Below are 13,966 nucleotides of genomic sequence, written 5' to 3'. Positions count from 1 at the left end.
ATAAAGAAAATCTGAAGCGCCATGAAGTGATGCTGGCCTTCACTATTTTGATTATTTCGACGTATCTTTCATTCACCAGCCCCGATTTTCTGACGCTCGCCAATATTTACGATCTGATCAATAACTACGCCATGCTGACAATATTGGCGTGTGGGTTATTTATCGTGCTGATCTCTGGCGGTATTGATATTTCATTCCCCGCCATGACCATTATTTCGCAATATGTCATGGTGACGCTAATTGTGAAATTTGGGGGTAATTTCCCGGTCGCTTTCGCGCTCGCGGGGGGGATAGGCTTGTTACTGGGGCTGATTAACGCGTTATTGGTCAATCGCCTACGTGTCCCGTCGATCATTATCACTATTTCTACCCTGAATATTTTCTACGGCTTACTGCTGTATCTCAGCCGCGGTGTCTGGCTGTATACCTACCCAGAGTGGTTCGAACATGGGCCGATGCTGTTCTCCTTTACCGCCGCCGACGGCTATGACTACGGCCTTTCGTTGCCGATTCTGACACTGCTCGCCACCATTATCGTCACGGCATTGTTGATGACGCGTACCAGCATTGGCCGCCAAATCTATGCATTAGGTGGGAATCAGGAAGCGGCATCCCGTATGGGGTTTAGCATTCTGAAACTGCAACTTTTTGTCTATGGATACATGGGCTTTTTATCGGGCATTGCGGGCGTCGTGCAGTCCTATACCGTGTTAACCGTTGCGCCTGACTCTTTACTGGGTTACGAGCTGACGGTGTTAGCCGCAGTGGTGCTCGGGGGCACCAGTATTGTCGGTGGTCGCGGTACGCTGACCGGCACATTGCTGGGGGTGATTTTGCTGGCGATATTGCAAAACGGTTTGAATTTACTCGGTATTTCGTCGTACTGGCATACCGTGGTTATCGGTCTGGTGATTGTCATCAGTATCAGTGTGACCGCTTGGGGCCAACGTCATAAGGTAGGGATATAATCATGTCGAAAACAACGCAACGTGATCATACCGAACGCTGGTTAATTGCTCTGCTGGTGTTGGTCAGTGTGGTGTTCAGCGTGCTGATCCCACAGGTATTTTGGTCTGCGGCCAACTTCCAGTCTATCGCTTCGCAAATTCCTGTCGCGGGGGTACTCACGTTCGCGATGGCCATTACGATGCTGACCGGCGGGATTAACTTGTCGATTATTGCAACCGCCAATGCCAGTGCATTGGTGATGGCGTGGGTTTGTACGCATCTGGACCCGACGTTCAGTTCGATGATGCTGATGCTGTTAGCCGGTGCCTCGGTCGCGTTAGTGGTCGGGCTGATTAATGGGGTGCTTATCTCGGTGGTGCGCGTCTCCCCTATTTTGGCGACTTTGGGCATTATGACGCTACTAAAAGGCGTGAACGTGCTGATTTCCAAAGGTTCCGCCATCTCTAACTTCCCGAACTATGTGTTGGCATTGGATCGCAGCCATTTTCTCGGTGTGCCATTACCGCTGTATTTGTTCATTGCGGTGGCATTGGTTATCTGGGTGATTTTGGCTAAGACGCCGCTGGGCCGCCAAATTTATCTGTCTGGTTCCAATGAAAAAGCGACCTTTTTCTCTGGTATTAATACCCGCCGCACGCTGATTTGGGTCTACATCATTTCATCACTTCTGTGTGCAGTGGCGGCGCTGTTGATGATGTCAAAACTGAACTCAGCTAAAGCATCCTACGGCGAATCGCTGTTGTTGATCACCATTTTGGCGACGGTGCTGGGTGGCGTGAATCCCGATGGCGGTTTCGGTAAGATTGTCGGCATTGCGCTAGCCCTGTTCTTGCTTCAAATGCTGGAAAGCGGGCTTAACATTATGGGTGTGAGTAGCTATATCACGATGGCGCTGTGGGGTTCGTTGCTGCTGGCGTTTATCTTTATTAAAGGGGTCAATCTTCCCGCGTTTCGTTTCTTACGCTAAGCGCGTGTTGCGGCCCAAAGAAAAGGCTGGCAGTGATTGCCAGCCTTTTCTTATAGACAAAATCCCTACAACGGAAAGAGCAGGCAGATCGTAAAGACGCCGTAAAATCATCCCTGATGGCTCAAGCCACGCCATCTTTGGCGCGGACGCTTTACTCTTCCACCTACCCTACCGCTTCAGATCGAGTCAAAAAGTTGTTAGCGGTCTGAAGCAGGCCCTAATTACTTAACTTCGCCCATCGCTTTCAGTTTTTTCGACAGTTCGCGACGTTCTTTGGACAGATCCGCGTTTTTGATGGTGTATTCATCAACACGATCTTCGTAAGCAGTACGCATATCAGCGATGATGGCCTGAATTTCCTCGATGCTCATCCCTGGTTTGATGTAATCACTCAGGTTATCGAGCAGCAGCACGCGTTTTTGGTTATCACGGATTTTCTTTTCGTTATCAACGATTTCACGCTGCAACTTGTTTTTGCGACGAAACATACGCACAAACTCCAAAACGTCCTGGAAAGTTGGCTTAATTGCATTATCCATTTTTACACCTTCACTTAAGTTTTACACAAATTCAATTGCTGGTGACCAGGCTATCTGAACCATACCGCTTTGCTATGCCTGATGACAAGATTCATTGGCTTGGCTTATCTTACCTGCTTTACCCGCCAGACAGAAATATCATCTGCCTGATTAGCCACGAATGATCATCTGCGCAAGGTCATATTAATCAGATCGTCTAATTCCTCAAGCTGTTTGGTCAGCTCCAGACTTAACCAAACATAGCCGTAAATCGGCGTTTCAACCTGTTGTTCCTGTGTGACAGCAAACATCAGTGATTTTAATTCGCTGGCAATCTCACTCAACTCTTGCGTGACTTCTCGTTCACGTGCAGGCGATCCATCGCGCAAACTGTCACTCAACGTATTGAGAGTGCGAATGGTCATTAGCTGTGTATTGCGCAGACCTTTGGCATTGAGCATGATGAAATGGCTTTCACGCGAGGACCAATAGGCATCCACCAGCAATTCCAACGTGCAGATCAGATTGCGGCTTAATGTCTGGATGGCCTCAAATACGTCTTTGTTGATATGGGATTCTTTGCTGGCGGGCGCGATAAAGGTGCGCATCTTCACCGAATGGCTCAACGCTGTTTTTAATTTAGGCTCTAAGCGTGGACGTTCAATAACATTGGGCGACAGATAGGCGGCGTAAATTTGGCTGATGGCGCGCAGGTTATCACTCATTTGCATGCGCCAATGGGTAAAAGCACGCTGTGGATAAATACTGGTAAAAATCAGCGCCAGTAAGGAGCCGAAAATCACATCGCCGCTGCGCCACAATGCCGTGTTCATATCCCCCGGTGCAGAGCCACAGACCACCGCCAGCGTAATCCCAATTAGCAGCGCCATATAGGGCTGCTTTCCTAAGGTGAGGTAGCCACACACAAACATCACTACGCCACACCACGCAAGCATTAATGCCAGTGAGTAGGATTCAAGATAGAGCGCAATCAGGCCCGATATGGCACCAAAGACGGTGCCGCCAATACGTTGCAACGCTCTGGGTAACACATTTCCCCAATAAGATATCGGCCCCATCACCACCACTAGCGTGATCAGTGGCCAAGTCCCTTCAGGTATCGCCAGTAAGCGAATAATCAGGAAAGTGAGTACAAACGCCAGTGTAATGCGCAAAGCGTGAGTAATGCGGTAGTGGGTATAAATCAGGTTATCCAGTGGTGAGATTTTTTTATTTAGCCGCACAATGTACCTACATACAGTAAGATACCAAAGGCTAAGTCTAGCTGAGATATCGCCGGCTGGCACTGGATTTACCGTCATCAGAAGTGATGAATGAACTCTCTATCATGAGTCTGCGGGATAAAGAATACCCCCACCCAGTCGGTTAGGTGGGGAGTTTAGCTTACTTAAAATCAACGGCCATTTGCTGCTGAATGGTCATGCCAACACTGGATTCCACGCAGCAGGCAATATAATCAGTGAAGCGCGGAGATTGAGGCATCCCCAAACTTAATAGCCGTTCATTGCTAAAGCGCACGTTTAGCATGGCAAAAGCGCCATATAAGCGCATGGCTTTTAGCATGAGCCGCTCATTACAGGGACCAAATATGCCTTTCAGTTGATTTCGCATCTGTACCAATACGCCATATTCTACCTGTCGATAATCCGTGCCCACAGGGTTCTGACTGGTGGCTAATGACATCGCCTGATCTATTTCGGCAAAACTGACGCTCTGTTTTTCGCCCGCCGAAATATGATAAATATTTTCGGGTAAGTCAGGATGCAGCAAAATACACAATAAAGCATCGGCGCAATAATCAGCCGGAATAACATCAATATAGTCATCTAATGAGCACATAAATTTACGCAGCATTAATGCCATACGGAATACCCAGAAAATACTGCTAGATGGCTGGCACCCCAAACGAGTATGTCCTACCACAATAGATGGACGGGCAAATACCAGGGGCATATTGGGGCATTGTTCAGCTAATTGACGCTCAATGGCTGATTTAGATTTGGTGTATTCCACAAAATGCGCATCATCTTCGGCTAATAATGCCTGCTCATTCACCACCGTATCTGCATCAGGGGTGCAAGACATGGCCGTCCCAACGTGGATAAACCGCTGTAACCCCGCCACCTCAGACATTCTTTTCCCAAAGGCTAAGGTACCTTCGACATTTACTTTCCAAATTAAAGGGTTATTCCCGAATGACGCGACAGCAGCGCAATTAATAACATGAGTGACATCATCAAGACGCGGATCATCAAGAAAACCTTCTGGCTCCGCCAAGTCACCTAATAAAATATGACGCGTCATTATTTTATTTAGCCGCCCTTCCGGCAAATAAAATTTTGCCAAATTTTCGCGAATACGGGTTAGCCCCTGCTCCGGTGTATTGGCCCGAACTAATAATAAATAATTAAAATCTGAATTTTCCAACAATAATTTTTCAAGCACCGCTCCGCCCAAAAAACCTGTGGCGCCGGTTAATAAAAGTGTTTTCACTATGCGTCCTACCATAATATTTAGTAGGATAATTGTATAAATCACTAAGTAAACGACAGATAAATATTAGTGAGATCGGCACATTTTGGTAGAAACATAATTATTTCATAATGATTCCGTTGATAAAGAAAATTATATTTTCTTTATGGGTGGCTCAAACATATGTAGAGAGTGATTAACCGCTGAGTGATTGGATACCCTATTGATTGCTCGGTACTTATGACAAAGTACGCGTTTCGTGGCGTTTGAAATGCTATTCTACGCCCCACGTCATGGGGCGCTAGCGATCCCCCGCCAACAGGGGGACGGGTTCAAACGGGTCATTGCTGAGGCATGACCATTGTGGATTAAGGGTTAAACCGATTAATGTCAGATAAAAATAAGCAGCCAACGTTCTACGTTCACGATTATGAAACCTTCGGTCAGCGCCCCGCACTGGACAGACCGGCACAGTTTGCCGGTGTCCGTACCGATCTCGATTTTAATATTATCGAAACGCCACTGGTGATTTACTGCAAACCAGCAGATGACTACCTACCGCAACCAGAAGCGGTGATGATCACCGGCATTACCCCGCAACATGCCCTCGCCAATGGGGTCAATGAAGCCGAGTTTGCTCGTCAGATCCATCAGGCATTTAACGTCCCCGGCACCTGTATCCTTGGCTACAACAATATTCGTTTCGATGATGAAGTTAGCCGCAATATTTTCTATCGCAACTTTTATGACCCTTATGCCTATAGCTGGCAAGGGGGCAATTCCCGTTGGGACTTATTGGATGTGATGCGCGCCTGTTATGCCCTGCGCCCTGATGGCATTGTTTGGCCAGAGAATGAAGATGGCTTGCCAAGTTTTAAATTGGAGCATCTCACCAAAGCCAACGGCGTTGAACATTTACAGGCCCATGATGCGATGTCTGACGTGCATGCGACCATCGCCATGGCAAAGCTGGTCAAGCAAGCGCAGCCGCGACTGTTTGATTATCTCTATCAGCACCGCAGTAAGCATAAAATCAATGCCTTGATTGATATCGCCGAAATGACACCGTTGGTTCATGTGTCTGGTATGTTTGGTGCGGCACGGGGCAATACCAGTTGGGTTGCGCCGTTAGCTTGGCATCCTGACAATAAAAACGCGGTGATTATGTGCGATTTGGCGGGGGATATGTCGCCATTGCTTGAGCTAGATAGCGATACATTACGTGAACGCTTGTATACGCGCCGCGATAAGCTCAATGCTCAAGAGGCCGCCGTGCCACTGAAGTTAGTGCATATTAATAAATGCCCCGTATTGGCACCGGCCAAAACCCTGCTGCCAGAGAATGCCGAACGGCTCGGAATAGACCGCCAGCGCTGCTTGCAAAACTTGCAACTGTTGCGGCAAAACCCGCAAGTTCGCGAGAAAGTGGTCGCACTCTTTGCTGAGGCGGAGCCTTTCGCTGTGTCTGATGATGTGGATGCACAGCTATATAATGGCTTTTTCAGTGATGCTGACCGCGCCACCATGAAGATCATTTTGCAAACTGATCCACAAAATCTGCCCGCACTGGACTTGACCTTCCAAGACCCACGCTTGGAAGCGCTGCTGTTCCGTTTCCGCGCGCGCAATTACCCCAACACCCTGACAGACAGCGAGCAAAAACGCTGGCTAGAGCATCGTCGCGAAGCGCTTAGTCCAGAACGCGTGCAAGACTATGTGATGCAACTGGAGCAGTTCTATAACCAGTACGAAAGCGATAAAGAGAAATTAGCCTTGCTGAAGGCGCTGTTTGATTATGCGCGAGGCTTAGTCAGCTAACCCACTACTCTCCATCACGGTGCCCCCTCCATCACGGTGAAAAACGCTGCCCGATTCGAAGTGAGAACAGGCCGATCGTAAAGACGCCGTGAATCCATCCTTGGAGGCTCGAGCCGTGCCATCCCTGGCGCGGACGCTTTACTCCTCCGCCTATCCTCACTTCTCACCCTCAAGTTATGGGGATTTATCAGCCATAAAATCAGCCATAAAAAAACGGAGCCATCAGGCTCCGTTCTCGATGCGTAATACCGCGATTCAATATCGCACTATCAGTACGCGTTATTGTGCCAATTCACCGGTGAATTGCGGTAACGCTTGGCGGAAAGCACGGGTTTTCCAGATCATGTACAGCAGACCGATAGCACCCCATACCAGCCCCAACGTCATTGAGCTGCTTTCCAGATTCATCCACAGTACTCCCACTGTTCCTGCGCCAATCATTGGCAGGATCAAGTAGCTGAAGTGATCCCTAAACGTGCGGTTACGGCGCTCACGGATGTAGAACTGCGAAATCACTGACAGGTTAACGAAGGTAAACGCCACCAGCGCACCAAAGTTAATCAATGCCGTTGCTGTCACCAAATCAAAGGAGATAGCAGACAATGCCACGCCACCCACTAACAGAACGTTGATGGCCGGTGTGCGCCATTTCGGATGTACGTAACCAAAGATTTTCTCTGGGAATACACCATCGCGGCCCATCACATACAGCAAACGTGAAACCCCAGCGTGTGCGGCCATACCGGACGCCAACACCGTGACACAGGAGAAGCACAGAATCACTGACTGGAAGAACTTGCCTGCCACAAACAGCATGATTTCCGGCTGTGACGCATCAGGATCGGTGAAGCGCGTGATATCCGGGAAATAGAGCTGCAAGAAGTAAGAGACGACAATAAAGATCACGCCGCCAATTAATGCGGTCAGGAAAATCGCTTTCGGGATCACCTTACCAGCATCTGGGGTCTCTTCAGATAGCGAACTGATACCGTCGAAGCCAAGGAATGAGAAGCACAGTATCGTGGCCCCCGTTATCATCGGCACCAAATGGGCATTTTCTGAATAGAACGGACGTGGGCTAACCAGCGTACCCGCCCCTTCACCTTGATAAACGCCATGGATCAATAGGCCCATAAAGACCACCATGATAGCGACCTGAACCACCACAATCACGGTGTTCAGGTTAGCGACCACGTTGATGCCACGCAGGTTGAACAGCGTCATCAAGCTCACCAGTGCGCCAACAAAAATCCACGACGGCACACCAGGGAAAATCGCTTCAAGATAAATTTTTGCCAACAAAATGTTGATCATCGGCATGAACAGATAGTCCAGCAGAGATGACCAACCCACCATAAAGCCGACATTCGGGCTAATGGATTTTTGGGCGTAGGTATAAGCCGAACCCGCAGACGGGAAACGCTTAACCAGTTTGCCATAGCTAATTGCGGTGAAGAGCACGGCAATCAATGCAATGGCGTAAGAGGTCGCGACATGACCATCAGTCAGACCGGAAACAATGCCGAAAGTATCGAAAATAGTCATTGGCTGCAAATACGCCAAACCCATCATCACCACTTGGACTAACGTGAGTGTTTTTCTGAGTTGTACGCGGTTATTGGTGCCAGTTTGGTTGGTGCCGACTTCAATAGCAGCATTATGCGTCATGATTCAGCCTCCCCATACCTTTGACTCGTGTTGCAAGTGTAGTGCAACGGCCAGAGGTGACGGGGAAACTTCGTATCTGCCTGGGATACGTAAGTGGGGTAACGAGAGCGGAGTAACGGGTATTGAACATACCTGCTGCGCCATAATCGCTGCATGTGCAGCGCATACCGGTGGGCACCGGTGCCAATGAAAATAATTGCCCCATCGTTCTTTCCTCATAACGGCGACTTTCGTATGTGAATAATCGCTCGCGGACCTATTTATCTATCCGGATCGATGTCCGGCCTCTTTATTTGTGAAAACATGAATGCAAAAAAATAACCGACGCGTTTAAACGTCGGTTATTGCATGGCGCGTATTTTGCCCTAACTCGGGGGTAAAAAACAAGGTGTTAAACCATGAGAAACAATATTCTTATTACGCGTTGATCTAAACACCTATTCCTGCGCTACGCCCACGCTGAGCGGCTGTTTCAACCCGTTCAATCGCCGCCCATAATTTGTCTGAATTTAGCGTTATCGGTAAATAATGGATTGATTCGCTCGGTTTCAGAATTCGGCCAATCACTCGCTCAATACCTTCTCGGTCATTGATATCCACATCCAAGGCAGCAAGATGCGTAGGCAGGCCGAGTTTATTGAAGGCAACTATCAGCGATTGGAGCGCCTCTTCCTGATCCAGCAGTGCAGTTTGCACCAATATCCCGTATGCCACTTTAGTGCCGTGCAGGAAATGTTCCGTTTGCGGGAGCAGTGTTAAACCATTGTGGACGGCATGAGCTGCCGCGACACGGGTATACCGCTCACCCAGCCCCCCGACCATGCCACCACCGGCAATAATGGCGTCGACCACATCGAGAAAATCTTGCGTCAATTCACCTTGCTTAACCGCCTGCAAGGCTGCCTCACTTTGTTGCAGCAGTACATTGCGGATATCCAAGGCCGCCTGTAGCCCCAAACGCACGGTCAACGATAAGGTTTCGGGTTGCGGGCTAAGGACCACGGCCTCGTACCATTTCGCCAAGGTATCGCCGATACCGGCTAACAGATATTCAACTGGCGCCTGTAATATGATGCGCGGTTCAACTAGCACCAAGTGGTTAGCGTCTTTGAAAATCTCAAAATTCAGTGCCTGCCCTGCATCGTTATACCAAACCGACAGTGGCGTCCAAGCGGCGCAAGTGGCGGCGATGGTCGGGATAGCCACCAAAGGCACGCCCAATTTGCGCGCCACCACTTTCGCGGTATCCAAAACGGCACCGCCGCCAATGCCAATCACCACCTGCCGATCGTTGCCGCCTTTTTGGACCAAATCATTGACGGTAGACTCGCTACAATGCGTGGTGAACGCCGCGCGGACGGCGCTTTCCTCGTGGAATGCCGCCGGTAAATAATCACTGGCTGCCACCAGTGCGCGCTCACCGTAAATCCACAATGCATGTTCCAGTGCCGACTGAGGATAAAACTCGCTCAGCTTGTCGATAGCCCCTGGAAAAGAGAAATAGTTAGCAGGCCCCACCTGCACTCGGATGGCAGTCGTGCTCATGGCGCGTTCCTTATTAATGAAAGTCTCAGCAAAATTAATGAAAGTCTGAGCGAAGTTTTTCTCATCTTAAGGGCTATACCCGCAATGTTTAATAATTTTTTGATATACCTTAACCATTTTAGGTTGTTGCGAATAATAGAAACTGTGTTAAAAAAGAATGATCTGAGCAGCATTATTGACTGCCTACCTCGCTAAACACTGTATAGGGCAGCCATCGAAATTTATGTCCAGCAACACTCCCTCTCGCCTTGAGATGCGCGATATCTCTATCTCGTTTTCTGGATTTCACGCCTTACAGCACGTTGACTTCACCTTAGAAGGTGGTTCAACTCATGCGTTGGTCGGCGCGAATGGCGCAGGCAAATCGACCCTGATGGCGATTCTTTCCGGCGCACATAGTCACTATCGCGGCGAAATCGCGATTGATGGTCAAGTCATCGATATTCACTCACCTCGGCAGGCAAAAGAGCATGGCATCCACGTGGTGCAACAAGAGGTGGATGTGGCGCTGATCCCCACGCTATCCGTGGCGGAGAATATTATGCTGGATACCCTCGCTGAACGAGGCCATCTGTTGAACTGGCCGCAACTTTACCGTCAGGCAGAAGCCCTGCTCGAACAGCTCGATCTCAAATTGAATGTGCGCCAACGCCTAGAACTCTGCACGTTAGCCGAGAAACAGCAGGTGTTACTGGCGCGCGCCCTTTCCCATCAATGCCGTTTCCTGATTTTGGATGAACCGACAGCGCCACTGGATCAAGCTGAAAGCGCACGGTTATTCCGTGTGGTGCGCCGCTTGCAGTCCGAAGGGATGGCGATCGTTTTCATTTCGCATCGCATCCATGAACTGCGCGAGATCTGCGATCAATTAACCGTCTTACGAGATGGCCGCCGTGTCAGCCATGATGTGATGGGCGATCTCAGCGGTGAACAGATCGTGGAGAAAATGCTCGGCCATACCTTGGATGACATTTTTCCTCCACGGCGGGCAGCGGTCAGCGATAAAACGCTCTTATCTGTTAGCGGGTTACATGACCAACACAAGTTGCGAGATATCTCACTGACGTTGCACGAAGGTGAGATTTTAGGCATTGCCGGCTTAGCCGGTGCCGGTAAAACCGAATTGTGCAAAGCGTTGTTTGGCGCGACCACCAGCCGCGTCGATCACGGCGAATTACAAGGTAAGCCGTGGAAACCGCGCTCACCAGACCAATCAGTGGCTCAAGGGTTAGCTTTGGTGCCAGAAGAGCGGCGTAAAGAAGGTATCTTTATCCACGAAAGTATCCCGATGAACCTCAGTGTCGCCGCCGATGACAGCTTTTCTCGCTGGAGCATTTTTAGCCGCCGCCAAGAGTTGAATTGGGCTAAAACATTGATTCAACGCCTTGGGGTGCGTACCTCCTCACCACAACAAAAACTGGCCCGTCTGTCAGGGGGAAATCAACAAAAAGTGGCGATTGGCAAGTGGTTGCGAGGGGATGCCAACGTGCTGATTTTTGATGAGCCGACGAAAGGCGTGGACATCAAAGCCAAGCAGGATTTGTTCCATCTGATTGATGGCTTAGCTCAACAAGGCAAAGGCATTATTTATGCTTCCGGCGAATTCTCCGAGTTGGTCGGTTTATGTGATCGTATCTGTGTGCTGTGGGACGGGCGTATCGTCGCTGAACTGAACGCCGCAGAGGTCGATGAAGAGACATTATTACTTTATTCAACGGGAGGAGTCCCTCAGTGAGCAAAGATCTACCCCTACCAGACGCACAACCTTGGCGTCACCAGCTGTTTGATTTTCTCTACAAATGGGGGATGTTACTCACCGTTGTGGCGCTGATCGCGTTATTTGGATTGGCCACCGATAACTTTCTCGATCCCAATAATATCATCAATATTTTGCGCTCAATTGCGATCGTGACCGTGATTGCTATCGGGGTATCGATTTCACTCTCCATTGGTGGTTTTGACTTATCTGTGGGATCGACCGCATCGCTGGCGAATGCCATCGTGGTCTCGCTGTTTGTCTGGTACGGCTTTGGTACCACGGGCGCGATTGTCCTAACGTTGCTGATTTGTACTCTGGTCGGTCTGTTCAATGCGTTTTTGATTGTCGTGCTGAAGATCCCAGACATGCTAGCGACCCTCGCCAGCCTGTTTGTTATCCAAGGTGTCGCCATGACCTACAGTCGCGGCGGCTCTATCACGCAAAATATGTTGCTGCCTAGCGGCGATATGGCGGAAGGCGTCATTCCTGAGATGTTCTCCGCATTAGGGCAAGTACCGGTGATTGTGCTGATTATGTTGGTGGTCACCATCGTGGTGCAGCTCTACTTGTCCCTGACCAAACATGGTCGGCGCATGTATGCCATTGGTGGCAACCCTGAAGCTGCACGGCTCGCGGGTATCCGCACGGTACGCTATCGAGTGTTGGCGTATGTGCTTTCCTCACTGTTGGCGGCGTTGGGCGGGATTTTATTGGCATCTCGTATTGGTTCATCACAAGTCAACGCTGGCGGCGGTTATTTGATGGATGCGGTGGCCGCCGCTTATATCGGTTTCTCACTGGCTGGCTCCGGTAAACCCAATGCCTTCGGCACCTTGATTGGTGCGGTGATCCTCGGTGTGTTGCAAAACGGGCTGGTGATGTTGTCAGTGCCCTACTATGCGATGGATATCATCAAAGGGCTGGTACTGGCGATGGCATTGGCACTGACTTATATTCATCAAAAACGGTGACATGCCGTCAATCAAAGGGAAAGCCCTAGGCAGGGGCATTTCCCTTTGGTTAGCTTAATTTAACGGCATACGATTGGGATCGGGATAGAGGTATTCGAAACCTAACTCACTGCAAATCTTGCTGCCGTCAATCTCACGTGCTGGCTCCTCGATATCTTCCGGCGCAAATACCGGTGGCGTGAGATTTAACGCCCTCGCACTGGCAGGATAGAAGTCACGTTTGCTCGGGTGCATCGGCGCGCACAGATTATAAATATGCCCACCTTTAGGTAAACGAAGCAGCAACTCAATGGCCGCAATAACATCCTCCTGATGCACCAGATTGACCCCCAGTGAACCGCCTTTAACGTCTGTTTTACCCGCCAGGAAACGCCCTGGATGGCGATCGCCACCCACCAAACCGGCTAAGCGTAAAATATCCACCGACGTATTAGGCAGATCATGCAACCAAAGTTCGAGCTCCATGAGGGTTTTCCCCGCCGTCGTGACCGGTTGCAGAGGGGAGCTTTCTTTAATGCGCCCACGGGTTTCCCCATAAACGGAGGTGGAACTGGTAAAAATAATGCGCGGGACGCCAAAAGCTAGCGCACTGTCGACCACTTGCCGTACCGCCTGAAAATAGTCCCTGCCACCTTCTGTCGTCCGGCTGGCGGGTAAAGTGATAATGAGGGCATCGACTGCCATCAACTGGGCTAAATCATCGGGATCGCAAATCAGCTCCGGCGTCAGTTGTAACAGGTAACAATCAATACCGCTCATTCTGGCGGCGTCAACGCCATCCAATGTGGTTTTGCTACCAACCACTTGCATGCCACGACGAATTAAAGATTGCGCTAATGGCATACCCAACCAGCCCAATCCAATAATGGCGACTTTTTTCATCTCGCTTGCTCTCCAGCCATTTTTATCGATAACTCATATCGATAACTGATACCACAAAACTGATACCGCAAAACTAGTTACCACAAATAAGTACCATACAGATAATCTACGCCCGTTAGCCCCCGCTCACAATGAGGTTAGCAGCGTTATGCCCTAACGATGATGACATTATGCCTTTCATTTCATTCATCGGCATAATGCCAATACGTAACAGTTTTGTGCTTAAACTGACATTAAATAAAGTGAAAATCGCCATAAATAAAATGATTCACCACAGATAAGCCGCAATCCACCTCGGTGAAATAAACTCATCAGGCGAAAAAAAGGTTGCGCCGCCACCGCATGATGGTTTACGTTGATTGACAGAAATTATGGC

General features: G+C 49.5%; 11 protein-coding genes. 5 read left to right on the top strand and 6 right to left on the bottom strand.

Annotated elements, in window-relative coordinates; genetic code table 11:
* The first annotated feature begins 29 nt into the window (after positions 1 to 29).
* Positions 30 to 968 (top strand): ABC transporter permease, encoded by a 939-nt coding sequence (locus DA391_RS08025; RefSeq protein WP_042806553.1) that lies wholly within the window; start codon positions 30 to 32, stop codon positions 966 to 968.
* 2 nt (positions 969 to 970) lie between these two features.
* Positions 971 to 1,936, top strand: coding sequence for an ABC transporter permease (locus DA391_RS08020; protein WP_050079821.1), 966 nt, complete (start codon positions 971 to 973; stop codon positions 1,934 to 1,936).
* A gap of 221 nt (positions 1,937 to 2,157) precedes the next feature.
* Here the strand turns inward: DA391_RS08020 and tmaR are convergent, their stop codons facing one another.
* The 3 genes from tmaR to DA391_RS08005 form a co-directional block, all read right to left on the bottom strand.
* On the bottom strand, positions 2,158 to 2,475 hold the full coding sequence (gene tmaR / locus DA391_RS08015) for a PTS system regulator TmaR (RefSeq protein ID WP_004711143.1): 318 nt from the start codon (positions 2,473 to 2,475) through the stop codon (positions 2,158 to 2,160).
* A gap of 164 nt (positions 2,476 to 2,639) precedes the next feature.
* Positions 2,640 to 3,698 (bottom strand): FUSC family protein, encoded by a 1,059-nt coding sequence (locus tag DA391_RS08010; protein WP_050286341.1) that lies wholly within the window; start codon positions 3,696 to 3,698, stop codon positions 2,640 to 2,642.
* A 160-nt stretch (positions 3,699 to 3,858) separates the two neighbouring features.
* Positions 3,859 to 4,968, bottom strand: coding sequence for an SDR family oxidoreductase (locus DA391_RS08005; RefSeq protein WP_108087520.1), 1,110 nt, complete (start codon positions 4,966 to 4,968; stop codon positions 3,859 to 3,861).
* A 366-nt stretch (positions 4,969 to 5,334) separates the two neighbouring features.
* On the opposite strand from DA391_RS08005, the gene sbcB reads away from it, so the two are divergent.
* Positions 5,335 to 6,765, top strand: coding sequence for an exodeoxyribonuclease I (gene sbcB / locus DA391_RS08000; protein WP_050286340.1), 1,431 nt, complete (start codon positions 5,335 to 5,337; stop codon positions 6,763 to 6,765).
* A gap of 279 nt (positions 6,766 to 7,044) precedes the next feature.
* On the opposite strand, the gene DA391_RS07995 is transcribed toward sbcB, so the two are convergent.
* Together DA391_RS07995 and DA391_RS07985 are read right to left on the bottom strand one after the other, a co-directional pair.
* Entirely contained in the window at positions 7,045 to 8,433 is a 1,389-nt protein-coding gene (locus DA391_RS07995; protein ID WP_050079878.1) for an APC family permease, read from the bottom strand.
* 429 nt (positions 8,434 to 8,862) lie between these two features.
* Positions 8,863 to 9,978 carry an oxidoreductase gene (locus DA391_RS07985; RefSeq protein WP_108087519.1) on the bottom strand — a complete coding sequence of 372 codons (1,116 nt, stop codon included), beginning with the start codon at positions 9,976 to 9,978 and terminating at the stop codon, positions 8,863 to 8,865.
* A gap of 223 nt (positions 9,979 to 10,201) precedes the next feature.
* Here DA391_RS07985 and DA391_RS07980 point away from each other — a divergent pair, with 223 nt between their 5' ends.
* Both DA391_RS07980 and DA391_RS07975 read left to right on the top strand, forming a co-directional pair.
* Entirely contained in the window at positions 10,202 to 11,713 is a 1,512-nt protein-coding gene (locus tag DA391_RS07980) for a sugar ABC transporter ATP-binding protein (RefSeq protein WP_050079881.1), read from the top strand.
* On the top strand, positions 11,710 to 12,708 hold the full coding sequence (locus DA391_RS07975) for an ABC transporter permease (protein WP_050079882.1): 999 nt from the start codon (positions 11,710 to 11,712) through the stop codon (positions 12,706 to 12,708). The genes DA391_RS07980 and DA391_RS07975 overlap by 4 nt, the downstream gene beginning before the upstream one ends.
* A gap of 54 nt (positions 12,709 to 12,762) precedes the next feature.
* Here the strand turns inward: DA391_RS07975 and DA391_RS07970 are convergent, their stop codons facing one another.
* Complete coding sequence (locus DA391_RS07970) at positions 12,763 to 13,590, bottom strand: SDR family oxidoreductase (RefSeq protein ID WP_050079883.1); 828 nt, start codon at positions 13,588 to 13,590, stop codon at positions 12,763 to 12,765.
* Positions 13,591 to 13,966 lie beyond the last annotated feature (376 nt).

Origin of the sequence: Yersinia massiliensis (assembly GCF_003048255.1) — a bacterium.
Lineage (GTDB): Bacteria > Pseudomonadota > Gammaproteobacteria > Enterobacterales > Enterobacteriaceae > Yersinia > Yersinia massiliensis_A.
The sequence above is the reverse complement of the archived record's forward strand: the minus strand, read 5'-3'. Positions and strand labels throughout refer to the sequence as shown.

Excerpts from the sequence above, each read along its gene's own strand:
- DA391_RS08025 (WP_042806553.1), top strand. The coding sequence starts at position 30 with ATGCTGGCCTTCACTATTTTGATTATTTCGACGTATCTTTCATTCACC.
- DA391_RS08020 (WP_050079821.1), top strand. The coding sequence starts at position 971 with ATGTCGAAAACAACGCAACGTGATCATACCGAACGCTGGTTAATTGCT.
- tmaR (WP_004711143.1), bottom strand. The coding sequence starts at position 2,475 with ATGGATAATGCAATTAAGCCAACTTTCCAGGACGTTTTGGAGTTTGTG.
- sbcB (WP_050286340.1), top strand. The coding sequence starts at position 5,335 with ATGTCAGATAAAAATAAGCAGCCAACGTTCTACGTTCACGATTATGAA.
- DA391_RS07995 (WP_050079878.1), bottom strand. The coding sequence starts at position 8,433 with ATGACGCATAATGCTGCTATTGAAGTCGGCACCAACCAAACTGGCACC.
- DA391_RS07985 (WP_108087519.1), bottom strand. The coding sequence starts at position 9,978 with ATGAGCACGACTGCCATCCGAGTGCAGGTGGGGCCTGCTAACTATTTC.
- DA391_RS07980 (WP_050079881.1), top strand. The coding sequence starts at position 10,202 with ATGTCCAGCAACACTCCCTCTCGCCTTGAGATGCGCGATATCTCTATC.
- DA391_RS07970 (WP_050079883.1), bottom strand. The coding sequence starts at position 13,590 with ATGAAAAAAGTCGCCATTATTGGATTGGGCTGGTTGGGTATGCCATTA.